The sequence below is a fragment of the Methylobacterium nodulans ORS 2060 genome (assembly GCF_000022085.1).
GTDB lineage: Bacteria > Pseudomonadota > Alphaproteobacteria > Rhizobiales > Beijerinckiaceae > Methylobacterium > Methylobacterium nodulans.
In genome coordinates, this window is record NC_011887.1 from 141412 (window position 1) to 164857 (window position 23446).

Annotated in this window: 26 protein-coding genes and 2 pseudogenes; 14 read left to right on the forward strand and 14 right to left on the reverse strand. The window is 65.9% G+C overall.

The window, feature by feature from the left end; all coding sequences use genetic code 11:
- Positions 1–6: 6 nt before the first annotated feature.
- From MNOD_RS39065 to MNOD_RS39080, 4 genes and pseudogenes are all read right to left on the reverse strand, one after another.
- Positions 7–558, reverse strand: a complete 552-nt coding sequence (locus MNOD_RS39065; RefSeq protein ID WP_012631123.1) for a hypothetical protein — start codon at positions 556–558, stop codon at positions 7–9.
- A gap of 16 nt (positions 559–574) precedes the next feature.
- Complete coding sequence (locus tag MNOD_RS39070) at positions 575–826, reverse strand: hypothetical protein (RefSeq protein ID WP_198157712.1); 252 nt, start codon at positions 824–826, stop codon at positions 575–577.
- Positions 827–858: 32 nt separating this feature from the next.
- A pseudogene (locus MNOD_RS39075) lies at positions 859–1298 on the reverse strand (transposase); the annotation flags it as partial.
- A gap of 128 nt (positions 1299–1426) precedes the next feature.
- On the reverse strand, positions 1427–2419 hold the full coding sequence (locus MNOD_RS39080) for an AraC-like ligand-binding domain-containing protein (RefSeq protein ID WP_012631125.1): 993 nt from the start codon (positions 2417–2419) through the stop codon (positions 1427–1429).
- Positions 2420–2639: 220 nt separating this feature from the next.
- On the opposite strand from MNOD_RS39080, the gene MNOD_RS39085 reads away from it, so the two are divergent.
- The 7 genes from MNOD_RS39085 to MNOD_RS39115 all read left to right on the forward strand — a co-directional run bounded on the left by MNOD_RS39085 (position 2640) and on the right by MNOD_RS39115 (position 8175).
- The gene (locus tag MNOD_RS39085) at positions 2640–3791 is read left to right on the forward strand and encodes an MFS transporter (RefSeq protein ID WP_012631126.1); all 1152 of its coding nucleotides are present in this window, start codon (positions 2640–2642) and stop codon (positions 3789–3791) included.
- A 63-nt stretch (positions 3792–3854) separates the two neighbouring features.
- Positions 3855–4244: a VOC family protein gene (locus MNOD_RS39090; RefSeq protein WP_012631127.1), complete on the forward strand. Its 390-nt coding sequence runs from the start codon at positions 3855–3857 to the stop codon at positions 4242–4244.
- 197 nt (positions 4245–4441) lie between these two features.
- Positions 4442–5170, forward strand: a complete 729-nt coding sequence (locus MNOD_RS39095) for a hypothetical protein (RefSeq protein ID WP_012631128.1) — start codon at positions 4442–4444, stop codon at positions 5168–5170.
- Positions 5171–5214: 44 nt separating this feature from the next.
- Positions 5215–5823: a GTP cyclohydrolase I FolE gene (gene folE / locus MNOD_RS39100; RefSeq protein ID WP_012631129.1), complete on the forward strand. Its 609-nt coding sequence runs from the start codon at positions 5215–5217 to the stop codon at positions 5821–5823.
- Between the two features lie 7 nt (positions 5824–5830).
- Positions 5831–6607 (forward strand): SDR family oxidoreductase, encoded by a 777-nt coding sequence (locus MNOD_RS39105; RefSeq protein WP_012631130.1) that lies wholly within the window; start codon positions 5831–5833, stop codon positions 6605–6607.
- Between the two features lie 53 nt (positions 6608–6660).
- The gene (locus tag MNOD_RS39110; RefSeq protein WP_012631131.1) at positions 6661–7389 is read left to right on the forward strand and encodes a queuosine precursor transporter; all 729 of its coding nucleotides are present in this window, start codon (positions 6661–6663) and stop codon (positions 7387–7389) included.
- Positions 7390–7404: 15 nt separating this feature from the next.
- Complete coding sequence (locus MNOD_RS39115; protein WP_012631132.1) at positions 7405–8175, forward strand: class I SAM-dependent methyltransferase; 771 nt, start codon at positions 7405–7407, stop codon at positions 8173–8175.
- A gap of 171 nt (positions 8176–8346) precedes the next feature.
- On the opposite strand, the pseudogene MNOD_RS45210 reads toward MNOD_RS39115, so the two are convergent.
- From MNOD_RS45210 to MNOD_RS39155, 8 genes and pseudogenes are all read right to left on the reverse strand, one after another.
- A pseudogene (locus MNOD_RS45210) lies at positions 8347–8493 on the reverse strand (transposase); the annotation flags it as partial.
- Between the two features lie 193 nt (positions 8494–8686).
- Positions 8687–10405, reverse strand: a complete 1719-nt coding sequence (locus MNOD_RS39125) for a bifunctional protein-serine/threonine kinase/phosphatase (RefSeq protein WP_012631133.1) — start codon at positions 10403–10405, stop codon at positions 8687–8689.
- A 51-nt stretch (positions 10406–10456) separates the two neighbouring features.
- The gene (locus MNOD_RS39130) at positions 10457–11302 is read right to left on the reverse strand and encodes a formate/nitrite transporter family protein (RefSeq protein ID WP_012631134.1); all 846 of its coding nucleotides are present in this window, start codon (positions 11300–11302) and stop codon (positions 10457–10459) included.
- 334 nt (positions 11303–11636) lie between these two features.
- Positions 11637–13061, reverse strand: a complete 1425-nt coding sequence (hydA, locus tag MNOD_RS39135; protein ID WP_012631135.1) for a dihydropyrimidinase — start codon at positions 13059–13061, stop codon at positions 11637–11639.
- 130 nt (positions 13062–13191) lie between these two features.
- Positions 13192–13998: an SDR family NAD(P)-dependent oxidoreductase gene (locus tag MNOD_RS39140; protein WP_012631136.1), complete on the reverse strand. Its 807-nt coding sequence runs from the start codon at positions 13996–13998 to the stop codon at positions 13192–13194.
- Complete coding sequence (locus tag MNOD_RS39145) at positions 13995–14963, reverse strand: NAD-dependent epimerase/dehydratase family protein (RefSeq protein WP_012631137.1); 969 nt, start codon at positions 14961–14963, stop codon at positions 13995–13997. The genes MNOD_RS39140 and MNOD_RS39145 overlap by 4 nt, the downstream gene beginning before the upstream one ends.
- 18 nt (positions 14964–14981) lie before the next feature.
- Positions 14982–15989 carry an ABC transporter substrate-binding protein gene (locus MNOD_RS39150; protein WP_012631138.1) on the reverse strand — a complete coding sequence of 336 codons (1008 nt, stop codon included), beginning with the start codon at positions 15987–15989 and terminating at the stop codon, positions 14982–14984.
- A gap of 28 nt (positions 15990–16017) precedes the next feature.
- Complete coding sequence (locus tag MNOD_RS39155) at positions 16018–16683, reverse strand: GntR family transcriptional regulator (RefSeq protein ID WP_012631139.1); 666 nt, start codon at positions 16681–16683, stop codon at positions 16018–16020.
- Between the two features lie 302 nt (positions 16684–16985).
- On the opposite strand from MNOD_RS39155, the gene MNOD_RS39160 reads away from it, so the two are divergent.
- From MNOD_RS39160 to MNOD_RS42250, 7 genes are all read left to right on the forward strand, one after another.
- Positions 16986–17837 (forward strand): ABC transporter permease, encoded by an 852-nt coding sequence (locus MNOD_RS39160; RefSeq protein WP_012631141.1) that lies wholly within the window; start codon positions 16986–16988, stop codon positions 17835–17837.
- 2 nt (positions 17838–17839) lie between these two features.
- Entirely contained in the window at positions 17840–18616 is a 777-nt protein-coding gene (locus MNOD_RS39165; protein ID WP_012631142.1) for an ABC transporter ATP-binding protein, read from the forward strand.
- A gap of 2 nt (positions 18617–18618) precedes the next feature.
- Entirely contained in the window at positions 18619–19080 is a 462-nt protein-coding gene (locus MNOD_RS39170) for an amidohydrolase family protein (protein WP_157091832.1), read from the forward strand.
- An 8-nt stretch (positions 19081–19088) separates the two neighbouring features.
- Entirely contained in the window at positions 19089–19868 is a 780-nt protein-coding gene (locus MNOD_RS39175; RefSeq protein ID WP_012631143.1) for a maleate cis-trans isomerase family protein, read from the forward strand.
- Positions 19865–20635: an aspartate/glutamate racemase family protein gene (locus tag MNOD_RS39180; RefSeq protein ID WP_012631144.1), complete on the forward strand. Its 771-nt coding sequence runs from the start codon at positions 19865–19867 to the stop codon at positions 20633–20635. Before MNOD_RS39175 ends, MNOD_RS39180 begins: the two co-directional genes overlap by 4 nt.
- A gap of 95 nt (positions 20636–20730) precedes the next feature.
- Positions 20731–21114 (forward strand): transposase, encoded by a 384-nt coding sequence (locus tag MNOD_RS42245; RefSeq protein WP_050783624.1) that lies wholly within the window; start codon positions 20731–20733, stop codon positions 21112–21114.
- On the forward strand, positions 21092–21577 hold the full coding sequence (locus MNOD_RS42250) for a transposase (RefSeq protein WP_050783625.1): 486 nt from the start codon (positions 21092–21094) through the stop codon (positions 21575–21577). The genes MNOD_RS42245 and MNOD_RS42250 overlap by 23 nt, the downstream gene beginning before the upstream one ends.
- Before the next feature lie 138 nt (positions 21578–21715).
- On the opposite strand, the gene MNOD_RS39190 is transcribed toward MNOD_RS42250, so the two are convergent.
- Positions 21716–22663, reverse strand: coding sequence for an electron transfer flavoprotein subunit alpha/FixB family protein (locus MNOD_RS39190; RefSeq protein ID WP_012631145.1), 948 nt, complete (start codon positions 22661–22663; stop codon positions 21716–21718).
- Positions 22664–22694: 31 nt separating this feature from the next.
- A complete protein-coding gene (locus MNOD_RS39195; protein WP_012631146.1) occupies positions 22695–23444 on the reverse strand; it encodes an electron transfer flavoprotein subunit beta/FixA family protein in 750 nt (249 codons plus the stop codon).
- Positions 23445–23446: the final 2 nt, after the last annotated feature.

Consider the following 23446-nt stretch of genomic DNA (forward strand, 5'->3'; position numbering starts at 1 on the left):
GGCCTATCACGCCCGGGAGGCCGGCGCCTGCCCGGCGGAAGGCGCAGGGACTTCGCTCGGCGAAGAGTCGAGCAGGGCTCGGGTCATGTGGTTGGTGAGCATCCAATGGGCCGCCCAGGCCAGAAGGGCGATACCGCCGCTGACAACCCCGACCGGTCCGGGCAGGAGGGACACGATCTGCAGACCACACCATGACATGCCAAGAATGAGCCAAACGAGCTGGGTCCGGGCGTGTGTTCGACCGTCATTCCTGAGCGATGCCGCTATTGAGCCGACAATGAAGAAATCCTCCACGAAATTGGAGGGGATCACAAACATGAGCCACACCGAACGCGGTGACGCAGCACGCTTCGCAGGGGCTATCGCTTCGAGCATCCGTTGCAGGCTGAGGCAGTAAAGAGCGACCAGGCTGAAGAAAACCAGCACGACGATGGCGGCGCCCGCCGGTCCGAAGGCCCCGATTTCGGCGAGGATGCCGCCTCCCCATTGCGGCGCCCAGAGAGGCTGGGTGAGCAAGGCGACGATGACGGCGGTCAGTGCGAGTTTCAGCGGGATCACGGTGCATCTGCATGGACTATCGGTGTGTACCGCCAGTACACGCGCGCTCTCGACGGCGCAACAGTGACGTAAGAATACCTTCGTTGCCGACCGGCCGATCGAGTAGCGCAGCACGGAGCGAGAGGACGATGACGCGCTCGCGCTCGCCGCACAGGGAGTAGACGATCCGGCGATCCCACCACTCGATGAGCCGGCCCGCCTCAGCCGCGCGATGATCGGGCGGAACGAAATGGAAGTGCTCGGCGATCTTCTGCTCGGCCTCAGCCACCGTCGGGCTGTCCGGCCGGATCATGGTGGAGGGGGGTAGACCGGCTCGAGCGGCCGAGCCTGCCAAGTGGCAACCTCCTCCAGGACCGCGTCGGTCCCCGCGCCGATCAGGTCCGGCGAGACCTCGACGCCATAGAGATCGCGCACGTGCCCGACGATCTCGCGGGTGCTCATGCCGCGGGCGTCCAGCGCGATGATCTTCTCGTTCGAAGCCGGGAAAGCGGCGCTGGTCCTGGCGATCAGCTGCGGATCGAAGGGGGACTGCCGGTCGCGGGGAACGGCGAGATCGACTTTGGCCGGTATCGGTGGTGACGGTCTTGTGCCGGAGCCGTTGCGGCTGTTGCCGGCCTCGGTCTCGCCGACGAGATCGTGGTCCATCTCCGCGTTCAGAGCTCGTTTAAGGCCTTCTTCAGGCCGTCGAGCAGTTGATCGAGCACGGCGTCGGGGATGCTGGGGTCTTTGCGGCGGGCCATCGGGGGTCTCCTGCACTCCCATCTTGTCCGCCTGCACACGGAATTCCCGACAGTCCCCCTCCCTACCTCGACCAGAGCTCGTCTGCCATCGTTTCTCGTGACAATACCGGCGGGAGATCGCCCTCTTGTCAGGCGACCCGAACTGCGGGGCGGCGCTGCGAGGCGGATCGAGCAGCCGATGGGGATATGCCGTATTCCTTGCGGAACGCCCGGCTGAAATGCGCCGGATCGCTGAAGCCCGACTGGCTCATGATGCTGAGGACCGACAGGTTCTGGCAATGGCCGTCGTTCAGGCGATCGTGGGCGTGCTTCAGGCGGTGCTTGCGCAACTGCTCCATCGGCGTGAGCCCCTTTTCCTTGAAGCATTCCTGGAGACGGCGCGTCGAAACGCCGGCGGCCGCGGCAATGTCGTCGACGGTCAGGCTCTCCCTGTGGAAGGCGCTGGCGATGAACGCCGTGGCGCGCATGACCGTCAGTTCGCAGGCTTCCGATCCCTCTGCCCGGTCACCCGCCATCGACCTCAGAGCGGGGATGACGACGTCGATGCCGGCTTCGATCAGCGTGTTGGCCGCAGCATCCGGAACGCCGTCGAGTTGACTCGAGAGAGTCTGCCAGAACGAGCCTGCAATGCGCGCCACCGTGTCGACCGAGCACATCGCTCGTCCGGTATAGAAGCGCAGATTTCCGAGGCTCCTCTCGAGCCGTCCGCGGTCGATCATGACGACAATGGTGCGGAAATCGGGCGAGGTCTCGATGTGGTAGGGACGCGCGCTCTCATAGAGGAAGAGGCTGCCCGCCGTTGGTACAGCCTGGCGCCCGTCCTGCTCGAGGCGGCAATGCCCCGAGAGGATGATATTGAACAGGACCGCGTCGGACTTCGCCCGACGGATGCGATCGGCCGTGCGGGTGAGCACCTGTCCCCCGCTGGCGATGTCTGCGAGCGTGCCGCGCTCGAAGCTTCGGATCCGAAGCGTCCCGGCGAATGCCTCACCTGCGGGAATATCGGGGGAGGCGTCGAGTTCGACATCGGCCAAATGCTCGCCGACAAGTGCCTGCCAGCACAACTTTCTCTCCCTCAGAGACATATCGCGGCCGTCAATAGAAATGTCCTCCAACGGCATTCGGTCGCATCTCCCTTGTATACTGTATGCACCAGCGTCTTGGTCGGCCGGTTATCCCGTTTCTAACGTGCTATACGGTTCAATCCAAGCCGGGCCGTGGCGGTCACACGCTGCAACCGCGCTCTCGAGCAAGGGTTTTCGCGGCTGAGACCAAGCACAGAGCGACGGAACGGCCGATCCTTGCGGACCGGGGCGGAACCTTCGGTCGGGGGAGGACGACGTGTCGACGGCCCTTTCCATGGCGTTCGGCGCGTTCGTCGTCGGCGTCTCCGAGCTGATGACGGCCGGCATCTCCGACGTGATGGCGACGGATCTCGGCGTGTCCGTCGCGTCGGTCGGCTCGTTGATCTTCTGGCATGCGGTTGCCTATGCGGTCGCACCTCCCCTGCTGCTGTCGCTGAGGCCCAGGCGTGAGCGGCGCACGCTGCTACTGGTCTCGGCAGCCATCTTCACGCTGGCCTCGGTCGCCGTCGCAGGTGCGCCGGGGATCGGGACGGCCCTGGTCGGGCGGGTCGTGCAGGGAGGTGCGTCCGGCATCGTCCTGGCCATCGCCATCTCCTGTGCGGGCGAGTCCGTTCCGGGCAACCAACGGGGACGGGCGATGGCGACCGTTCTGATGGGCTTGAGCCTCGCCCTGGTCGCCGGCGTCCCTCTCGGCGTGCTGATCGCAGAGGTCTCCGGCTGGCGATCCGCGTTCTACGGCGTAGCGGCCGGCGGCGCCGGACTTTGCGGCCTCCTGATCGCCCAGCCCGATCTCGGCCAAGCCGGCCCGCACGGCCGGCACGAGGGTGGAGGTCACCCGCAGCCGATGGGGCGAAGGCAGGTGGCCGCGCTCGTTGTCAGTCTCGCCTGGATGAGCGCCTACTCGACCATGTTCAGCTACGCAGCGCCCCTGCTGAAGCACCGGTTCGACCTGGATGGGGCCGGCTTGAGCGTCGCGATCGTGGCCTTCGGGACCGCCTGCATGGGCGGCGGCTATCTCGGCGGCGCGTTGAGCGACGCGATTTCGGAGCACCGGGCTGCAATCCTCGCAATCGTGCTGAATGCCTTGGTGATCGCCGCCTTCCCCTTTCTGGCCGGAGGCCTTGCGAGCGCCGTCACCTTCATGGCGGCGTGGGGCCTGTCCTCCTGGATGGTGGTGGCGCCGGTCCAGGCCATCTTGGCCTCGGGCGAAGGCTCGGTAGATGTCGCCCTCGGCCTCAACAACTCCGGCATCCAGGTCGGCATCGGCATCGGCGCGCTGATCGGTGGCATCCTTCACGAACAGCATCCGGCCCATCATGCCAGCGCATCGTTGCTCCTCCTGCTGCTGGCGCTCGGCGCCTGCCTCGCCGTTCCGCGGATGCAGGCGCGCGCTGCCCCTATGACCTGATGCCAACGGTCATTGGAAATGACCGTTGGCATGAGTTCAGAACACGCAAACATTGAGCATCTCATGTACAGCCACATCGTCGTCGGCACCGACGACCTTCAGACGGCCTTGGCCTTCTATGACCGTGTCCTGGCCGTCCTCGGTCTGCGCAGGATCGCTGCGGACGATGTCAGTGGGGCGATCGGGTACGCAGCCGATGGAGGCAGCCGAGCCCCCATGTTCTTCGTCGGACCGCCCTTGAACGGCTGCGCCGCAGCACCGGGAAACGGGACCACGGTCGCCTTTCTGGCCCAGGACGAGGAGGTCGTTCGACAGTGGCACGCCGCCGCGCTGGCGGCCGGCGGAAGCGATGAGGGGCCACCCGGGCTGCGGCCTCAGTATCATCCCGGATATTACGCCGCCTACTCGCGCGATCCGGACGGCAACAAGCTCTGCTGCGTGTTCCACGGGTGAATCGGCGCCGAACGCACCAGCAGCCCGGACCGCGGCTGCGGACAAGTCTTGTCGCGCACAGAGTCAAGACTAAGTAAATATTAAGAAACCCTAATTGTTGGCGAGCGGATCCTGCTAGTATATGCCTTGAAATATCATGCGATATGCGGCGATCAATACTGCCCGTGGCAGGGTCGCCGCATCAGAGAGTGGGATTCATGACTAACGCATTCTATCTCGCTCGCAATGAGTCGATCGTGCCTCTCAAGATCGGCCTCAACCTGACCTATGATGAGGTTGCAAGCTCCTATCCAGAGACGCTGTACGAGGATCTGGCCACGAAGCTGGTCTCTCGATTCGGGCTCGATCTCAGGATCTCGAAATGCTTCGATCATGGCATCAAGGCCGTCATCAAGGGGCGCAGCTTCCATTATCTGCATGAAATTTCGTCTCCGACGAAGATATTCATGCTTCTGCACACATTGGGGCACTATCAGTTCATCACAAGGGCGGCACGTCTCGGTATCCAACGCTACGACTATATCTATGAAACCTCCGAAGACGGTGATGCGCACGTTTACCGGTACAGGGCGGCGAGCGGCGGCGGACCGGTTGTTACGCCAAAAATCCTGTGCGACAGGATCGAGTTTGAGGTGAGGGCGAACGACTTTGCCGTGGAAACTGCCCGGGCCCTTGGTCTTGGGCAGCTCGTCCCTTTGATCCGCCTCTACGAGCCTGCTGATATCCGCTACATCATCGACGTCATGGACGGCGGGGTCGACGCAATCGTCTCCGACCGGGACTACGTGGAAGGCTATGTCCTCTCCGGACTCGGCGTGCCTCAGCAGCATAACGAAGAAAAGATATTCGATCGCCGATTTTTCTCCGTCGAAGACATCGATTGGGAGCTGCTTCGCACGAGGAAGATCGAGATCCACTTCCTGTAGAGAAGAGTGGCTTGCTGCCACATGATTCATAAGGGGAGAGCGCCATGGGGAACATCGATACCACCGCGAAGATTGCGGCTGGGGCTATCCTGCAGCGCAGGGAGGCGATGGCCGCGTCCGTCCGATCCCTTCTGGTGTGCGTTGGCGAGGATGTCGACCGCGAGGGCCTGCGCGACACGCCGGCGCGTGTGGCGAGAATGTACGAGGAGGTGTTCTCGGGTCTCAATGAGGATCCCGTCCTTCACCTCAAGACCCAGTTCTGCGATGACGGGCACGAGGAGATCGTGGTGGTCAGGGACATCGAGTTCTATTCGATGTGCGAGCACCATCTCGTCCCGTTCTTCGGCAAGGCCCACGTCGCCTACGTCCCCCAGGGCGGCAGGCTCACGGGTCTCAGCAAGATCGCGCGCTGCGTCCAGACGATCGCGCGCCGCCCGCAGCTGCAGGAGCGGCTCACGTCGCAGATCGTGGCGGCGTTGGAGGAGGCGTTGACCCCTCTGGGAGCAATGGCTCTGGTCGAGGCCGAGCACCTCTGCATGGCCATGCGCGGTGTTCGCTCGTCCCATAGCTTCACGCGGACCCTCGTGGCGTCCGGCTGCCTCAAGACCGATCCGGAGCAGCGAGCCGAGGCGTTCCAGATGCTGAAGGGGTGATGAGGGCATGTGCATCCGGTTCACGGATCGGAGAGGCGTGGCCCTGGTCACCGGGGGAGCGAAGCGCATCGGGCGCCAGATCTCGAAGCGCCTCTACCTGGAGGGCTACGCGGTCGCGATCCACTCCCATCGCTCCTACGGTGAGGCCTGCGCTCTCGCTCATGAGATCGCAGGCAGCCGCGGGGACGCCGTCGCCTTGCGGGCGGATCTTGCCTGCCCGGCGTCGATCGCCACCCTGGTCAACCGGGCCGAGCAGGCACTCGGCCCGGTCACGCTACTCGTCAACAACGCCTCCGAGTTCGAGAACGATTCGGCCGACGATCTCTGCCGCCGGCAGTGGAACCGCCACTTCGACGTCAACCTCGCCGCACCGGCATTCCTGATGAGCGACATGGCCCAGCGGCTGCCGCCGGCGGCGACGGGTGCCATCGTCAACATCATCGATCAACGGGTCTGGAAGCTGACGCCGCAGTTCATCTCCTACACCCTGTCCAAGTCGGCGCTCTGGACCGCCACGAGAACCTTCGCACAGGCGCTTGCACCGCGGATCCGGGTCAATGCCGTTGGGCCGGGACCGACCCTCGGCAACGCCCGGCAGTCGTTCGAGGATTTCGAGATGCAGCGATCCGCTTGTCTCCTGGGGAACGGGAGCTCGGCCGATGATGTCGCGGAAGCCGTCGCCTTCCTGGCGGCGGCCAAGAGCATCACCGGACAGATGATCGCGGTCGATGGTGGCCAGCATCTCGCCTGGCGGACCCCCGACGTCGACGGCATCGCCGAATGAGGCGAGCTTCGGATGCACGATGACTCGGACCGGCACAAGAGGAGGAAACACAAATGCAAAACAGGAAATATCTATTGCTGCTTGCGGGCGTGTTTTGCGGAACTCTCGTCTGCACAATCATCCTGTCTGGTAAGATCGTCAGCATCTTCGGTCTGACGTTTCCCGCCTCGATCGTGCTGTTTCCCGCCACGTTCATGTTCGGCGACATCCTCACCGAAGTGTACGGCTACAGCGTCACGAGGCAGGTGGTCTGGGCCGGGCTGATTTCGGAGATCGTCTGGGTCGCGGGATATTGGACGGCGGCTGCCCTGCCACCGGCCCCATTCTGGTCTGCCCAGGACGCCTTCGTGACGGTGCTCGGCCTGACGCCGCGCATCGCTGTCGCCGGCATGACCGCCTACGTCGTGGGCGAGTTCGTGAACTCCTATGTGCTCGCCAAGCTCAAGGTGATGACCGGCGGTCGTTATCTCGCCGTGAGGCTCGTCGGCTCGACGGTGTTCGGCGCCGCAGCCGACACGGTCATCGTTCTCGGCATTGCCTTCGCGGGCATCTACACGATCAGCCAGATGTTCTGGATGGGCTTGTCTGTCTGGTTCCTCAAAGTGGTCTGGGAACTCGTCGCGCTGCCGGTGTCCATGCCGCTGATCGCTTGGCTCAAGAGGCAGGAGAATGAGGACTATTACGACCGCGACACGGACTTCTCGCCATTCACGCTGGCCGACCGCAAGCGCTCCCTCGAACGGGCGCGACCCGCAGCCGGGTCGGCCGTTTCACCCCTCTAGCTCTGGACGGCGACCATGACGAACTGCATCGCCGATGCGCGGTCTCAGGAATACATCCGTGCGCATTACACGCGCGAGACCCCGGTCCTGCGGGAGCTGCGGGAGTACAACGCGACGCGGCCGGACAGCTTCCTCCAGATCACGCCCGACCAGGGGGCGGCGCTCAGAATGCTCGTGGGTGCCTGCGGCGCGAAGCGCATCCTCGAGATCGGCGTCTACACTGGCTACAGTGCGATCTGGATGGCCTCCGTCCTGCCCGAGGACGGATTTCTCCTGGCCTGCGACATCGACCCAGGAGTGCTCGCGATCGCCGAACCGTATCTCCGCAAGGCCGGCCTCATCGACAGGATCGATTTCGCCGTCGGACCAGCCCAAGCCACCCTGGCGAAGCTCCTCGACCAGGGGGCCGAGGGAAGCTTTGATCTCGCCTTCATCGACGCCGACAAGGAGCCGATGAATGTGTACTATGAGGCTTGCCTGCGGCTGGTGCGGACGGGCGGTCTGATCGTCGTCGACAACGTCCTCTGGGAAGGCAGGGTCGCGGATCCCGACAGCACCGACCCCGATGCGGCCGCCATGCGGGCGATCGCAGCCCGGATCACGGCCGATTCTCGCGTCGATAGCTGCGTCCTTTCCGTCGGCGATGGGCTTCTCGTGGCGAGGAAGCTCCGCGAGGCCGAGACAGTCGGGATTGCGACGGGGGCGCTGTCACAGGAACTTGAACGCGGCCGCAGCGTCGGCAGGTCGTGTCTTCTCTCAGAGCCCGGCCGAAAAGAAATCGAATGATGTCAAAGGTTCGCATTCTTCCCTCTCCGCTGCGTCGATGGACTCCAAGGCCGATCAGCGGCGGCTTACCGTGAAAGCGGTTGGCTCCAAGGCGATACTGCTGGCGAATTTGGGATGTCAGGCTGCTTGGCTGATGAGGCGGGCGAAGGCCAGGGGCTCTCCGGCCAGCTAGGCGGCAAGTCGGACGAGGTTGAGGGCGGCCGCGGTCAGCCCGTGCTGGAGATGGACCTTGGCCAGCCCGAGATAGCGAGCGCGCCGCAGGTGCAGATCACGGACGCCCTGCGAGAGCGTTCCCTCGATGCCAGCCCGCCAGCAATACAATTTTGTGAGCGCTATCAAGGGGTAGCCGCTGGGGCTGGTCCGTGAGACGCCGCAATCTCCGCCGCGCCTCCGACGAGAGCGGTCGGGAGATCCCGCTGCCGATCGGGGATCTACGCGCGGACACCGAATGCCGCTGGAAGACAGGTGCGCCTCGCATGTGGGCCACGGGGACCGATCACTCTTCGGGCGCCTAGCGGCTGTGCACCGTGAGCAAACAGACGATGATCAGCACGAGAAAAAAGCAAAGTGCCTGCCAAACGAGCAGCGGGTTTCTCTCGTACAGCGGGATACGGCCCCGGCCGAGGAAGGCCGGATTGGGATGGCGCAAGTCGTACAGGAACTCGGACAAAGCTCGATAGCGCCTGAACGGGTCAGGGTGCACCGCCTTGCGAAGCGCACCGTCGATCCAATCGGGAAGGTTCTCCGCTGGAATGTATGTCAGTCGCTTCTGCTGCTTGTGCGTCCGCGCGCGCGCCACCTCAACGCCGTAGGGCAGCCGGCCAGTCATCATTTGGTATCCGATCACGCCGAGCGAGAACAGGTCCGAGCTCGGTGTGCCAACCTCTCCGACGAAGTATTCTGGTGCTGCGTATTGCAAGGTGCCGAGCCCCTCGTCCGTGTGCGGGAGCGGCTGCGCCTCCTCGACGCCCAGCACTCTCGTCGATCCGAAATCCACGATCTTCACGGTCCCGTGCCGGTCGATCATGATGTTTTCGGGCCTGAGATCCTGGTGCACCATCTCGCGGCGGTGAAAAGCGTGCAGCCCTGCAGCGATCTGCTCCACGATGCGGCGGACGGTCTCCAGATCCGGCTCGGGATGGTCAGTCATCCACTGTGCCAGCGTCTGTCCGTCCACGTACTCGATCACGGTGTAGAGCTGCGTGCGCCGGCGGTCCTGCGCAGGGGCCTTGGCGACGTACGGCGAGTCGAGCCGGCGCGCGATCCACTCCTCCATCATGAAGCGCTGCAAGTAGGCGGGGTCGTCCCTCAGGTCCACGGACGGGATCTTCAGCGCGACCAAGCTACCCGATGCGTCGTCGGAGGCCAGGTACAGGTGGCTGCGGTGGCTATGATGAAGAGGACGAAGAATGGTGTAGCCGTCGAGAACCGCTCGCGCTTCGAGGAGAGGCGGGGCCGGCAGGGTCTGCGAGAAGCCTGCGAAGGCGGAGGCGTCCCAGTCGGGCAGGCTGTCGATCCGGACAGCCTGGACTGTCAGATTATCGGGGCTCCCGCGCGCAAAGGCCTCCTCAGCGATGCGGCGGGCAGCGGCGTCCAGCTTGTCGCCCGCGTCCTGCACGGCCCGGGCCATGAAGCCTGGCGCGGCATGCTGGTAGACGCCGTCTGTCGCCAGGATGAAGATGTCGCCCTCGTCAAGATCGAAGGCCTGGTAGTCGATCTCGACGTGAGGCGCCATGCCGAGGGCGCGACCGAGATAGCTCTCCTGCGACGAGAGGATGACCCGATGGTCCTCCGTGAGCTGTTCGAGCGTTCCTCTCGACAGCCGAAAGACGCGACAATCGCCGACGTGGAACAGGTGTGCCCGGCGCCCTTTCAGCACGAGGGCGCTCAGGGTGCAGATATAGCCTTTGTCGAGGTCGTAGGCGTGCTGGCCACGCTTTGTCTCGGCGTGCAGCCAGGAATTCGTTGCGTTCAAAACGCGCCGAACCGAGGTCTTCACTGACCAGGCGTCCGACGTGCAATAGTAGTCCGTGAGCAAGCTCTTGACCGCAGTTTCGGCAGCGACATGGCTGACCCGGCTCGTGCTGATGCCATCGGCGAGCGCGACGGCGATGCCCTTCGCGGCAAGCATCGCGCCATCCGGAATCAGGGCCCCATGGAAGTCCTGATTGGCGGCCTTGCGCCCAGCGCTGGAATATTGCCCGATCGAGACGGACAGCACGCTCCTCATGCGCCCCTCACGGCCGCGGCCCCACGTCCAGGACGGAGCCGCGGCCCGCGCTCATTCAGCCGGGTAGACCACGGCACCTCTGGCGTCGCGCGCCGGACGCTTCTCGCCGGTGCGGATGTGGGTCGTGTAGAGGGTCAGGCCCGTGAAGGCGAGGCCGCCGACGAGGTTGCCGAGCACAGTCGGGATCTCGTTCCAGATCAGATAGTCGCCGATCGAGAACTTGCCGCCGAGCATCAGGCCCGATGGAAACAGGAACATGTTCACAACTGAATGCTCGAAGGTCATGAAGAAGAAGACCATGATCGGCATCCACATGGCAATGACCTTGCCTGGGACGGTGGTGGAGATCATCGCGCCGACGACGCCCGTCGAGACCATCCAGTTGCAGAGCATGCCGCGAATGAAGAGGGTGAGCATGCCCGCCGCGCCATGGGCGGCGTAGCCGACCGTGCGCGACTCGCCGATCGAGCCGATCCGCTGGCCGACCGGATCGGGAGGAGTGGTGAAGCCGAAAGTGAAAATGATCGCCATCATCACGGCCACGGTCAGGGCGCCCGCGAAATTGCCGATGAAAACAAGGCCCCAGTTGCGCAGCACGCCGCCGAGCGTCACGCCTGGCCGCCGATCGATCAGGGCAAGGGGCGCCAGTACGAAGACGCCGGTCAGAAGGTCAAAGCCGAGCAGGTAGAGCATGCAAAAGCCCACCGGAAACAGGATCGCGCCCACGAGTGGCGAGCCGGTCTGCACGGTTACGGTGACGGCGAAGACGGCCGCAAGCGCGAGTAGCGCACCGGCCATATAGGCACGGATCACCGTGTCACGCGTCGACATGAAGATTTTGGATTCACCGGCGTCCACCATCTTGGTGACGAACTCGGACGGGGCGAGATAGGCCACGGCAGCTCCTTAGAACACAGCCATACACGCGAGCGGCGATGCAGGAGCAGTGCCACGGCGATCGACGCTCCACCCCCAATTTGTCGGGGCCACCGGTTAGGCTACGGCGTAGGCTACAGCGGCGGCTTCGCCGGTAAGGGAGTCTGGCCGGTGCCGGCCATACCGTGAGTTCCTAAGCGGACTTGGCGGGGCGTGCCACCGCTTCGTCCGCTTCGGTTTTTGCTGTGTCGCAGGTTTTTGACGGAAAACCGCAGGGCACTTTTCCGAAACCTGCTTAGGCCGACACGCTCGGGGCGATCGTCAGGATCTCGCAGTGCTCACCTCGCGTGAAATACTACGAGTGACGCGGCTCTGCAAAGGGCGACAGCGACCGCTTCAGAAATCTGCCTCGGCCAGGCGTTCCGAGGATACGGCCTTCCTCCGCGACGAGCTTCCCTCGCAAGATCGTCATGATCGGCCAACCTGTGACGGCAATTCCTTCATAGGGCGTGTAGTCGGCGCCGTGGTGCATCAGCTCTTGGCGAATCGTCTCCTTCCGGTTCGGATCCCAGATCACGATATCGGCATCGAAGCCCGGCGCGATGGAGCCTTTTCCCGGATAGAGGCCGTACATCTTGGCGTGGTTGGTAGAGGTCAGCGCGACGAAGTCGTTGAGCGTGATCCGTCCTTCAACCACGCCCTTCGAGAACAGAATTTGGAGCCGCGTCTCGACACCCGGAATCCCATTCGGGACCCAGCGGAATGAGGTTCGTGCCTTCGGGTTCAGCTTGCCCTGATTGCCCTCGTAGAAGAATGGACAATGGTCGGAGGAGAAGGTCTGGAAGACGCCCGTCCGGATGCCTTCCCAGATCGCATCCCAGCTCGCGCGATCGCGCGGCGGCGGAGAGCAGACATACTTCCCGCCGCTCTCGTCCATGTTAAGGCCCTTGAGATCGTCGGCAGTCAGAGCGATGTATTGAGGGCAGGTTTCGCCATAGACCTTCAGCCCCTTCTGCTGCGCCCAACGGATCTGCTCCATTGGCTCGCGGCCTGAGACGTGGACGATCATGATTGGCACCTCGACCAGCTCGGCGTGGCTGATCGCCCGGTGAGTCGCCTCGCGTTCGACCGAGGCCGGACGCGACGCAGCGTGATAGTAAGGCGCGGTCTTTCCTGCGCGTTCGAGCTTCTCCGTCATGAAGCGGATTGCGTCGTAGCCCTCGCAATGGACCATGACGAGGGCACCACAGTCCCGCGCGCAGTCGAATACCTCAAGCAACTGCCGATCGTTCAGAACCAAGTCGTCATAAGTCATGAAGACTTTGAACGAGGTATAACCGTCCGCCACCAGGGCGGGCAGCTCCTGCCCAAGAACGCTGGGTGTTGGGTCCGAGATGATCAGGTGGAACCCGTAATCGCAGTAGCTCTTGCCGTCTGCTTCCTTATGGTAGTCGAGGACGCTCTGTCGCAAGGAGGCGCCTCGGGGTTGGAGCGCGAAGGGCAGGATCGTTGTCGTGCCACCGGCGATGGCCGAGCGCGTTCCGGATTCGAAGTCGTCGGCCATCGCTGGCCCGCCGAACGCGGGCTGAGCAAGGTGGACGTGGCTGTCGATACCTCCTGGCATGACCAGCAGGCCGCCGGCGTCGATCTCGCGCGTACCGCCGGAGAGCCTGTCGGCGACGGCGACGATTCGGCCAGCATGGATTGCCACGTCCGCCCGGATCGTATCGGCTGCCGTGACCACGGTGCCACCGCGAATGATCAGATCGTATTTGCTCATCGACCGTGTCCCTCAGATCATCACGTCGCCGCCGTTGGGTGAGAGGTTCTGCCCCGCACAGCAGGACATGGCGGCACTGCGCCCGTGAATCGCGCCTCTGCCGATCGGAACCGCCGGCGCCGAGATAGGCCTATGCGGCCATCCAGCCGCCATCGACCATCAGGTTGATGCCGGTCACGAAGCTCGCCTCGCCGCTCGCCAGGAACAGGGCCGCCTGCGCGACATCGTCGGGGCGACCGAAGCGCGGCCAGGGCGTGCGCCGGCGGGCGCGGTCGAGCACCGCCTCGTCCAGCAGCCGGCCGCCCTGGCCGGTCACGATCTTGCCGGGCGCGACGGCGTTGCAGATGATTCCGTCGGCTGCGTAATCGGCCGCCACCTGGCGTGTCAGGTAGGCGATGCCGGCCTTGCCGACGCCGTAGGCGAGGTCGTCAGGCGCGGCGATCATCCCGTGCTGCGACGAGAGATTGATGATGCGCCCGCGCGCCTCGTTCCGGATCTCCTGCGTCAGCATCTGGCGCACCGCGGCCCGGCAGCATAGGAAGACGCCCTTCAGGTTCACTGCCATCATGCGGTCCCAGTCGCCTTCCTCGAGTTCGGCGAGGCGGCGGGCATGCCGGATGCAGGCATTGTTAACGATCACGTCGAGCCGGCCGGTGAGGCGCGATGTGTCGGCCACGAGCGCGTCCACCGCCGTGGCATCTGAGACGTCGGTCTTGCGGAAGCTGGCGCTGCCGCCCTCGTGGGCGATCAGCTTAACCGTCGGCTCGCCGCCTTCGAGCACCGTCTCCGAGATGTCGGCGACCACGACATGGGCGCCGTGGCGGGCGAACACGCGCGCGATGGCTCGCCCGATCCCGGAGGCCGCCCCGGTAACGATGCAGGTCTGGCCGGCGAGGCGGCGATTGCCGTCGACGGCGATCGGCTCTGCGTCCGTCATTGCCGTGCGCTCCAGGGCTCTTGGAGGAAAGGCTCTTGGAGGAAATCTCGTGCGACTGCCGCGAGGTCGAAGGCTGGCCGGTAGGTGGTGTCGGCCGTGATGCGGGCAACGCTCATCGGCGCCCGGTCGAAGGCATCGTAGAGGTTGACGTTGGCCGTCTCCGGCCCCGAGACCGACCAGCGGAAGTCTGAATAGGCGCTCGCGACATGCGCGCACCATTCCGTCAGCGGCCATTCGTGGCCCGCCGCCACGTTGTAGACGGGATGGTTCAGCCGCTCGGCATCGAGCAGGCCCGAGACCGCATCGCGAATGTAGAGCCAGTCGCGCCGGCCCGGGCGTGGCAGCCGGACCGGCTCGCCTGACGCGGCAAGGCGCAGGATCTGGTAGGGCGCGCTCAAGGTATCGCGCATGCCCGTGTCGCGTTCATAGGGGCCGAAGCAGGTGCCGAGCCGGGCTGCGACGAGATCCAGGCCGAAGGTGTCGGCGAGGCGCAGGGCCGTGGCCTCGCCGGCCTGCTTGGTGATTGCATACAGCGAGCGCGGCCTGAGCGGCGTCTCGTCCTCAACCAGCGCTCCCGCGCCGGCTGCGCTGTCGCCGTAGACTGCGCCGGAGCCGAGATAAAGCACACGCCCCACATTGTGGCGTGCGGCCGAGCGGACGGCGTCAGCTACGGCGGCGACATTGACCGTGATGACGCCCACCGGATCGCTGCGCTCGCGGGCGGCATCGGCCGTGATCGCTGCGCCGATGATGAGCCGGTCTACACGGGCTTCGGCGAGGATGGGGTCGAGCGCTCCATTCTGGCGCAGGTCGGCAGCCTGGAACCGGTACGTGCCGTGTCCTTCCCGAGGATCGGCCGGGGATGGGGCACGATCCACGCCGATCACGTCCTCGCTCCGGGCGACGAGAGCGGCGGCAAGCGCGCCGCCCACGAAGCCGGAGACGCCGGTGATGAGGGTGGTCACGGCGCCTCGTCCCCGATGCTACTTGTTGCCGAGATCGGCCGCTGACAGACCGGACGCGGCCTGGAGGAAGCTGTAGTCCATGTTCTTGGACACTTCGGCCGAGACGTCCTTTGAGATGTACTTCAGTTCCTTCATCATCGCCGCGATCGCCAGAGCCTGTGGCTTGTACATCCGGTAATCGGGCTTCAGGTTCTCGATCGCGCCCTCGGCGATGGTCTTGTCGAGCCCGGTCACCTTGGTGATGACGCCGACCCAGGCATCGTGGTTTTTGGCGACGAAGTCGTCGACCTTGACGATCGCGCCGACGGTCGATTGCAGGCCCTTGCGGTTGGCCACGATCACGTCAGACCGGGTGAGCATGAGGTTGGTGAGCTCGCCCGCCGATTGGTCGTAGGGATAGGTGAAGAACTTGCCCGCTTTCACTTGGCGAATCTGGGTGGCGAAGGGCTCGACCGAGCAGATCAGGTCGACTTCGCCGCGGCGCAGCGCCTGAGCATGATCGGACGGGTTCGGGATGTTGACGAACTCCACGTCCTTGGCGATGTCGATGCCCTGCTTGGCGAAGGCCCCGCGCATGTGGATGTCCTGCGCGTTGCCGCGGGACGCAGCAACCTTCAGCGGCTTGCCGGCCGCCTTGCGCTCCGCGATCATCGTCTTCAGCCCAGCCCAATCGTTGGGCTCCACCGGCAGGTCGTTGCTCAGCAGGATCTGCGAGCCGCCATTCACCTGGCCGGAGATCGCCATGACGTCGAAGCCCTTGTCGAGGGCGGTCGCGTAGTGAAGGTAGGTGATCTGCCCGACATCGATGCTCTTCGAGACGAGCGCGGTCAGCACGTCGTTGCCCGTATTAAAGGGCACCACCTCAAGATCGATGTCCTTCGCGTATTCGGGCGTGAGCACCAGCGGGGTGCAATGGGCGCATTTGGCGAAGCCGAGCTTGATCTTCGGTTTGTCTTGGGCCGAGGCGGCGGCGGCCATGAGCGGGATCATGGCCAGGCAGGCCAACCAGCGTCGCACTGCTTTCATCCTAGTATTCCCCTTCGGCTATGAGATGTCAGGCCGCGCTCGAGGTCGGGCTGTTTCGGCCGGCAAGGCTCGCAGCGACCACATCGGCCGTCTGGCCGACATGCTCTTGCAGGAGGCGGCCGGCTTGGCCCGAATCGCGCGTCTCGAGCGCGTCCAGGATGGCCTGGTGTTCGAGGATCGACTGCTCCCAGCGATCCTCAAGCCCGAGCGCGAAGACTCGCACCTGTTCGGCGCGCGAGAGCAGGGCGGCATGCGCCTCGGCGAGCGGCGCGTTGCGCGCCGCAAGCACGATGGTGCGGTGGATGGTGCGGTTCGCGGCCGAATAGCTGTCGCGGCGCCCCGCCTTGTGCTCGCGCACGATCTCGGCCTGGAGCTCGTGCAGGCGCTTGAGCTCCGCCTCCGTGATGCGCATGGCGGCGAACTCGGCCGCGATGCGCTCGATCCCGGCCAATGCCTCGAAAAGTTCGCGGATCTCGGCCACCCGCAACGGCCGCACGCAAGGTGAGCGGTTCGCCCGCAACTCGACGAGGCCCTGCTGGGCGAGAAGCTTGATCGCCTCCCGGATCGGCGTGCGCGAGATGCCGAGCATCTCCGAAAGCTCCACCTCGATTAAGGCTGCGCCGGGCGCCAGGTCGCCGCGCACGATCATGTTGCGGAGACGTTCGGCCGCCCGCTCGTGCAGACCCGCCCGCACGACGCGCTGATCGGCGCCGATCGCTGGTTCGAGGCGTTTGCGCGGACGACCGCGACGGCGAGGGGCGGCTGCTTCGGTCGGCGTAGGTGGAGGGCGCTGCATGAACGCTTCATACCCCCATTTTCGCGACGCCGATGCCGATAGATTGCGCATTTATCGGCGCTTCTACAGCCACTTCGCGCAAATTGCATGCAGCCGCCAGAAAGTGCTTGCGCGCTGCGCCGCCGGCTCGCCAAGTAGTGTTCTGCAACCGCGATGATCCTGCCCGGGCGGGCTCGCGACGATCCCATCCGGAGCCAATCATGCAGACGGCAAGCGAGAGGCTGCCGGCCGTGCGTCATGCCGCGGCCTGGCGCATCTGGTCGAAACTGGAGCGCGTGGTCGTTCCGGTGCTCATCCTGGCGGGCTGGGAGGCGTTCTCGCGCTCCGGCTACCTGCCGCAGAGCCTGCTGCCGCCACCCTCGGCGGTGCTGCACGCGCTCGGCGACTGGGTGTTGGGCGTCGACGGCAGCACGCAGGACTATTCGGGCACTTGGCTCCGCCACGCCCTGTCGAGCACGTGGCGGGTGCTCGCCGGATTCGTGATCGCGGGCCTATCCGGCATCCTGATTGGCACTGCGATCGGCTGGTCGCGCTCCGCCGAGAAGACGCTCGAGCCGACGCTGCAGATGCTGCGCCCCGTTCCGCCGGTCTCCTGGATCCCGCTCGCGATCATCTGGTTCGGCATCGCCGACAAGCCAGCGATCTTCCTCGTGTTCCTGGGCGCCTTCTTCCCGACCCTGATGAACACGATCCACGGGGTGAAGACGATCGACCGCAACCTCATCCGCGCCGGCGCCATGATGGGCGCGACCGGCCGGCAGCTCCTCATGCACATCGTCGTGCCGGCCGCACTGCCGTCGATCTTCGCAGGCCTGCGCATCGCGATCGGGTCGGCCTGGATGCTGACGGTCACGGCCGAGATGGTCGCGGTGAAGAGCGGCGTAGGCTACGTGCTGTGGGATTCCTATTATTTCCTCCGCTACGATATGGTCATCGCCTCGATGGTGTCGATCGGCCTGCTCGGCTACCTGTCCGACTTCGCGATCAAGCAGCTGATGAGCGTCGTCCTGCGCTGGCAGCGCAACACGACCGTCCAGGGCCGGGAGGGCTGAGCATGGCCGAGATCGCGATCCGCAACATCGTCAAGACCTTTACGGACCGCGCGCGCGGCCGCGAGGTGATGGCGCTCGACAATGTCAGCCTGAATATCGGCGACCACGACTTCGTCTGCCTGCTCGGCCCGTCCGGCTGCGGGAAGTCGACGCTGCTCAACATGATCGCCGGCTTCGAGGGGCCGAGCTCGGGGCGGGTCGAGGTCGGCGGCAGTCTGGTCACGAGGCCCGGCGCGGATCGCGGCGTCGTGTTCCAGCAGCCGACGCTGATGCCGTGGCTGAATGTGGCCGACAACGTCGCCTTCCACCTCAAACTCAGGGGCGTCCGCCGCGCCGAGCGGCGCGAGCGCGCGCAGCACTTCATCGACCTCGTGGGGCTCAACGGCTTCGAGGGGCATTATCCCTCGGAACTCTCCGGCGGCATGAACCAGCGCGTCGGCATCGCCCGTGTGCTCCTGATGAACCCGCGCGTGATCCTGATGGACGAGCCCTTCGCGGCGCTTGACGCGCAGACCAAGCTTGACATGCAGGAGGAGCTCGTCGCCATCTGGCAGCGTATCAGGTGCACGATCGTGTTCGTGACGCACAGCGTCGACGAGGCGCTCGTGCTCGGCAATAAGATCGCCGTGATGACTCGCCGGCCGGGCCGCATCCGCGACTATTTCGACTTCGACATGCCGCGGCCGCGCGACATCACCTCGCCGGAGTTCAACGATGCCAAGCGGCGCGTGCTCGGGCTCATCCGCGAAGAGGCCGGCACGAGCCGTAAGGCGGCCTGACCGTGGCGGCTGGGGCTATGACGGACAAGGGCGATCCGCGCCAAGCCTGCGACCTCCTGCTCACGGGCGGCACAGTCCTGACGCTCGACGCCGAGGACCGGATCGTGGCCGACGGCGCCGTCGTGGATGGCCGGATCGCTGCGATCGCGAGCGCCGACCGCCTGGGTCTCGGCGAGAAGATCGGCTCGCTCGCGGTCGGAAAGCGCGCCGACATCCTGGTGATGGACACCGATGCGCCCACCATGGCGCCGCTGATCGATGGCTGGGGCATCCTCGTCTATGGCGCCAACGGCATGAACGTGCGCAGCGTCGTCGTGAACGGCCGCCTCGTCCTTGAGGACGGCACGCTGCTGACCGCCGACGGTCCTGCCATCGTCCGCGAGGCCCAGGCCGTCGCGGAGAACCTCTGGAGCCGTGCCGGCCAGCGCCCGATCACCGGGCCGGCCCACCGGCCCGCCCACTAGGACCAGACATGACCGTTTCTCATGCGCCCAAGCCCATCCGGCTTGGCATGTTGACGCCGTCCTCCAACACCGTGCTCGAGCCCGTGCTCGCGCGGATGACGGCACAGACCGATATCAGCGTTCATTACAGCCGCTTCCGCGTCACCGAGATCTCGCTCTCACAGCAGGGGCTCGGGCAATTCGCCTTCGACGCCATGGTGCAGGCGGCCGAGTTGCTGGCCCATGCCAAGGTCGACGTCATCGCCTGGAACGGCACCTCGGCCGGCTGGCTCGGCTTCCCGCAGGACGAGGAACTCTGCGCCCGCATCACGGCCACGACCGGCATCCTGGCGACGAGCTCGGTCCTGGCCTTCCGCGATGCCTTCCGCAGCCTCGGGACGAAGCGGGTCGGGCTCGTGACGCCCTATACGACCGATGTGCAGCGGCGAATCACGGCGAACTGGGAGGCGGCTGGCTTTCCGTGCACGGCGGAGCGGCATCTGGGCCTCGCCGACAACTTTTCCTTCGCCGAGACCACCGGGGAGGTGATCGCGGACCTTGTTCGGCAGGTCGCCCGGGACGGGTGCGAGGCGGCGGCGATCGTGTGCACCAACATGCGCGGCGCCGCGGTCGCGCCTATGCTTGAACGGGAGCTCGGCATCCCCGTCATCGATTCCGTCGCCGTGACGCTCTGGGCGAGCCTGCGCCTGATCGGTGCCGCAACGGGTGACTTCGTCGACTGGGGCCAGATCTTCTCTATCTCAAACGCAGCATCGGGCGCGAGCCTCAACGTCAAGGCCATTGCGTGACCGGCCCGCGGATTCTGCTCCTCAATCCGAACACCTCCGCCGAGATGACGGAGCGGATGCTTGCGGCCGGCCAATCGGCGGCGGCACCCGGAACGACCCTTGTGCCGCTAACGGCCGGCCGCGGCGTGCCCTACATCGCGACGCGGGCCGAGGCGCAGATCGGGGGCGCGATCGCGCTCGAAATGCTGGCCGAGCATCATCGCGAGGTCGACGCGGCCATCATCGCAGCCTTCGGTGATCCGGGCCTCTTCGGCGCGCGGGAACTCTTCGACATCCCGGTCGTCGGGCTGGCCGAAGCCGCCATGCTGACCGCCTGCATGCTCGGGCGCCGCTTCGCGATCGTCAGCTTCGCCCGCGCGCTCGGCCCCTGGTACGAGGAATGCGTGGCGATGCACGGGCTCGCCGGCCGCTGCGCCGGTATCCGCCTGCTCGACAGCCCCTTCCAGCAAGTGGCCGAGGTGCAGGAAGAGAAGGAGGACCTTCTCGTTCAACTGGCCAACAAGTCCGTCCGCGAGGACGAGGCCGATGTCGTGATCCTGGCCGGGGCGCCGCTGTCGGGGCTCGCCGCCAAAGTGGCCCACCGCATTCTGGTGCCGGTCGTCGACCAGGTGGCGGCCGCCGTGAAGCAGGCCGAGGCGCTTCTTGCGCTCAAGCCCCGCAAGGCGACCGAAGGCACATTCAAACGCCCGCCCGCCAAGCGCGTGATCGGGCTGCCCGACTCGCTCGCCGCCCGCATCACACATTCTGACGGCAACTTCGAGACTTAGCTGTCTAAAAGCCTGTTTGAGGTCCTTTGCCGGGCGTCCCCATCTGTCTCTTGTGCAAACACAAGTTCCGCTTGGCGGGGCGGAGAGGAGAGCAGATGTGGACGGACCGGCATCGGACGCGTCATGAGGCGCGTCTGAAGGACATGCTGATGCCGGCGGGCCTGGACGAGGTGGCCCGGTTCCTGGCGCGGGCGGACCCGCCGGGCCGCGCGAACGCACAGCCTGCGCGATGGGTGCTCGCGGCGGTCGCCTGGCACCTGCGGGTCGGCGGTGCGTGGCGGGCGCTGCCGGCGGGCTTGCCGCCCTGGCGCACGGTCTGCGGCTGGTTCCGGCGCTGGATCGACAAGGGCCTGTTCGCGCGCCTGATGCGAGCTCTGGCCCGCCGCCAGCGCCGCCGCTGCGGTCGCCGGTCCGCGCCTGGCGATCATCGACACGCAAAGCGTCAGGTGCATCGGCGTGCGCGGCCCGCGCGGCGATGACGGGGCCAAGAAGCGGGTCGGGCGCACGCGCGTGGCGCTGGTGGATGGCGAGGGACATATCCTGGCACTGGCCGTCGTGCCGGCCCATGGGCAGGGTCGCGACCCGCTGCCCGCGCTCGACACCGGCAAGGTCGAGTGGACGAGCCTGCGCCTGGCCATCCTGGCCGGAGCCTTCACGGCCGAGCGTTGCGAGGACGGGTGCCATCGGCATGGCATGCGTTGCCGCGTCGTCGAGATGGACCCGGATCAGAAGGGCTTTGTCGTGCTGGAGCGCCGCTGGCTCGTCGAGCGGACCTTCGGCTGGTTCAGCCACGGGGGCGGTCTCCACCGCGAGCGCGCCGGTCGCCTAGATGGCGCAACCGGCCGCCGCGCCTGCGTCGCCAGCCTCATGGCTGCCAACGCCCTCAACAATCCAGCCCGAGATCACGCCCTCAAACAGGCTCTAAGAGGTCGATCAGGCTGAGCTTGAGCGTTTGAACCAGGAGAGGTTGGCCGAATTGATGCTGCGGCTGCAGCGTCTGAGAAGACGCCGCGCACCTCGTCCAAGCTGCCGGCCGCGGATCGCGTCTCGCTTCAGCAATCGCCGCATCCGTGGTTGCGTTCAGCGTCCGTGTTCGATCGCGTCCATAAGTTCAGGCACGATCTGGAACAGGTCGCCGACCAGGCCGTAATCCGCCACCTGAAAGATCGGCGCCTCCTCGTCCTTGTTGATCGCCACGATCACCTTGGAATCCTTCATCCCCGCCAGATGCTGGATCGCCCCCGAGATCCCCACCGCCACATAGAGCTCCGGCGCCACCACCTTGCCGGTCTGGCCCACCTGCCAGTCGTTCGGCGCGTAGCCCGCATCCACCGCCGCCCGCGAGGCCCCCACCGCCGCCCCCAGCGCATCCGCCAGCGGCTCGATCAGCTCCCTGAACTTCTCCGCCGAGCCCAGCGAGCGCCCGCCCGACACCACGATCCGGGCCGAGGCCAGCTCCGGCCGGTCCGACTGGGCGATCTCCTCGCCCTTGAACGCCGACTTCACCTCCGGCGCCACTGCCGCTGCCGCCGCCTCGATCGGGGCTGGCGCGCCGCCCGCCTCGGCCGCCTTGAAGGCGGCGGTGCGCACCGTGATCACCTTTTTCGGCTCGCTCACCTGCACGGTCTGGATCGCGTTGCCGGCATAGATCGGCCGCTCGAAGGTGTCGGGCGCCACCACCTTGGTGATGTCCGAGACCTGCGCCACGTCGAGCAGCGCGGCGACGCGCGGCAGCACGTTCTTGCCCTCGGTGCTCGCCGCCGCGATCACCGCGTCGTAGCCCGCCGCCAGCTCGGCAAGCAGCGCCGCGGTCGGCTCGGCCAGCAGGTGGTCGAAGGCGGCGTTCTCGGCCAGCAGCACTTTTTCGACACCCTCAAGCCGGGCGGTGGCCTCGGCCGCCGGCCGGCTGCCGGCGCCGGTCACCAGGGCGTGGACCGGGGCGCCGAGCTGCCGGGCGGCGGTGAGCGCCTTCAGGGAACCGTCCTTGGGCGCGCCGTGGGCGTGCTCGACGAGAAGCAGGGTGGCCATCTTCCGTGTTTCCTCTCGATCGGGAGGCGCGTCAGAGGACGCCGGCCTCGCCCTTCAGCTTGCTGACGAGTTCGGCCGCCGAGGCGACCTTGACCCCGGCCTGGCGGCCGCCCGGCTCGACAGTCTTGAGCACCTTCAGCCGCGGCGCGACATCGACCCCGAGCGCCGCCGGCTCGAGGGTGTCGAGGGGCTTCTTCTTGGCCTTCATGATGTTGGGCAGGCTGGCGTAGCGCGGCTCGTTGAGGCGCAGATCCGTGGTGACGATCGCCGGCAGCGCCAGCGTCAGCGTCTGCAGGCCGCCGTCGATCTCGCGGGTGACCTCGAGGCTGCCCTCGCCGAGCTCGATCCGGTAGGCGAAGGTGCCTTGCGGCCAGCCGAGCAGGGCGGCGAGCATCTGGCCGGTCTGGTTGGCATCGTCGTCGATGGCCTGCTTGCCGAGGATGACGAGCTGGGGCTGCTCCTTGTCGACCAGGGCCCGGAGGAGCTTGGCGACGGCGAGCGGCTCGACGGGGGCGTCGGTCCTGACCAGGATGCCGCGATCGGCGCCCATGGCGAGCGCGGTGCGCAGCGTCTCCTGGGCCTGTTGCGGCCCGATCGAGACGGCGACGATCTCGCTGACCTTGGCTTTCTCTTTCAGCCGGATGGCCTCCTCGACGGCGATCTCGTCGAAGGGGTTCATGGCCATCTTGACGTTGGCGAGGTCGACGCCCGAGCCGTCCGGCTTCACCCGGATCTTCACGTTGTAGTCGACCACCCGCTTCACCGGGACAAGAATGTTCATTC

What these genes read in the sequence shown, in the direction of transcription:
- MNOD_RS39110 (WP_012631131.1), top strand. Translation starts at nt 6,661, where the DNA reads ATGCAAAACAGGAAATATCTATTGCTGCTTGCGGGCGTGTTTTGCGGA.
- hydA (WP_012631135.1), bottom strand. Translation starts at nt 13,061, where the DNA reads ATGAGCAAATACGATCTGATCATTCGCGGTGGCACCGTGGTCACGGCA.
- MNOD_RS39190 (WP_012631145.1), bottom strand. Translation starts at nt 22,663, where the DNA reads ATGGCCACCCTGCTTCTCGTCGAGCACGCCCACGGCGCGCCCAAGGAC.
- MNOD_RS39080 (WP_012631125.1), bottom strand. Translation starts at nt 2,419, where the DNA reads ATGCCGTTGGAGGACATTTCTATTGACGGCCGCGATATGTCTCTGAGG.
- MNOD_RS39125 (WP_012631133.1), bottom strand. Translation starts at nt 10,405, where the DNA reads ATGAGGAGCGTGCTGTCCGTCTCGATCGGGCAATATTCCAGCGCTGGG.
- MNOD_RS39090 (WP_012631127.1), top strand. Translation starts at nt 3,855, where the DNA reads ATGTACAGCCACATCGTCGTCGGCACCGACGACCTTCAGACGGCCTTG.
- MNOD_RS42245 (WP_050783624.1), top strand. Translation starts at nt 20,731, where the DNA reads ATGTGGACGGACCGGCATCGGACGCGTCATGAGGCGCGTCTGAAGGAC.
- MNOD_RS39105 (WP_012631130.1), top strand. Translation starts at nt 5,831, where the DNA reads ATGTGCATCCGGTTCACGGATCGGAGAGGCGTGGCCCTGGTCACCGGG.
- MNOD_RS39095 (WP_012631128.1), top strand. Translation starts at nt 4,442, where the DNA reads ATGACTAACGCATTCTATCTCGCTCGCAATGAGTCGATCGTGCCTCTC.
- MNOD_RS39140 (WP_012631136.1), bottom strand. Translation starts at nt 13,998, where the DNA reads ATGACGGACGCAGAGCCGATCGCCGTCGACGGCAATCGCCGCCTCGCC.
- MNOD_RS39150 (WP_012631138.1), bottom strand. Translation starts at nt 15,989, where the DNA reads ATGAAAGCAGTGCGACGCTGGTTGGCCTGCCTGGCCATGATCCCGCTC.
- MNOD_RS39160 (WP_012631141.1), top strand. Translation starts at nt 16,986, where the DNA reads ATGCAGACGGCAAGCGAGAGGCTGCCGGCCGTGCGTCATGCCGCGGCC.
- MNOD_RS39165 (WP_012631142.1), top strand. Translation starts at nt 17,840, where the DNA reads ATGGCCGAGATCGCGATCCGCAACATCGTCAAGACCTTTACGGACCGC.
- folE (WP_012631129.1), top strand. Translation starts at nt 5,215, where the DNA reads ATGGGGAACATCGATACCACCGCGAAGATTGCGGCTGGGGCTATCCTG.
- MNOD_RS39175 (WP_012631143.1), top strand. Translation starts at nt 19,089, where the DNA reads ATGACCGTTTCTCATGCGCCCAAGCCCATCCGGCTTGGCATGTTGACG.
- MNOD_RS39195 (WP_012631146.1), bottom strand. Translation starts at nt 23,444, where the DNA reads ATGAACATTCTTGTCCCGGTGAAGCGGGTGGTCGACTACAACGTGAAG.
- MNOD_RS39115 (WP_012631132.1), top strand. Translation starts at nt 7,405, where the DNA reads ATGACGAACTGCATCGCCGATGCGCGGTCTCAGGAATACATCCGTGCG.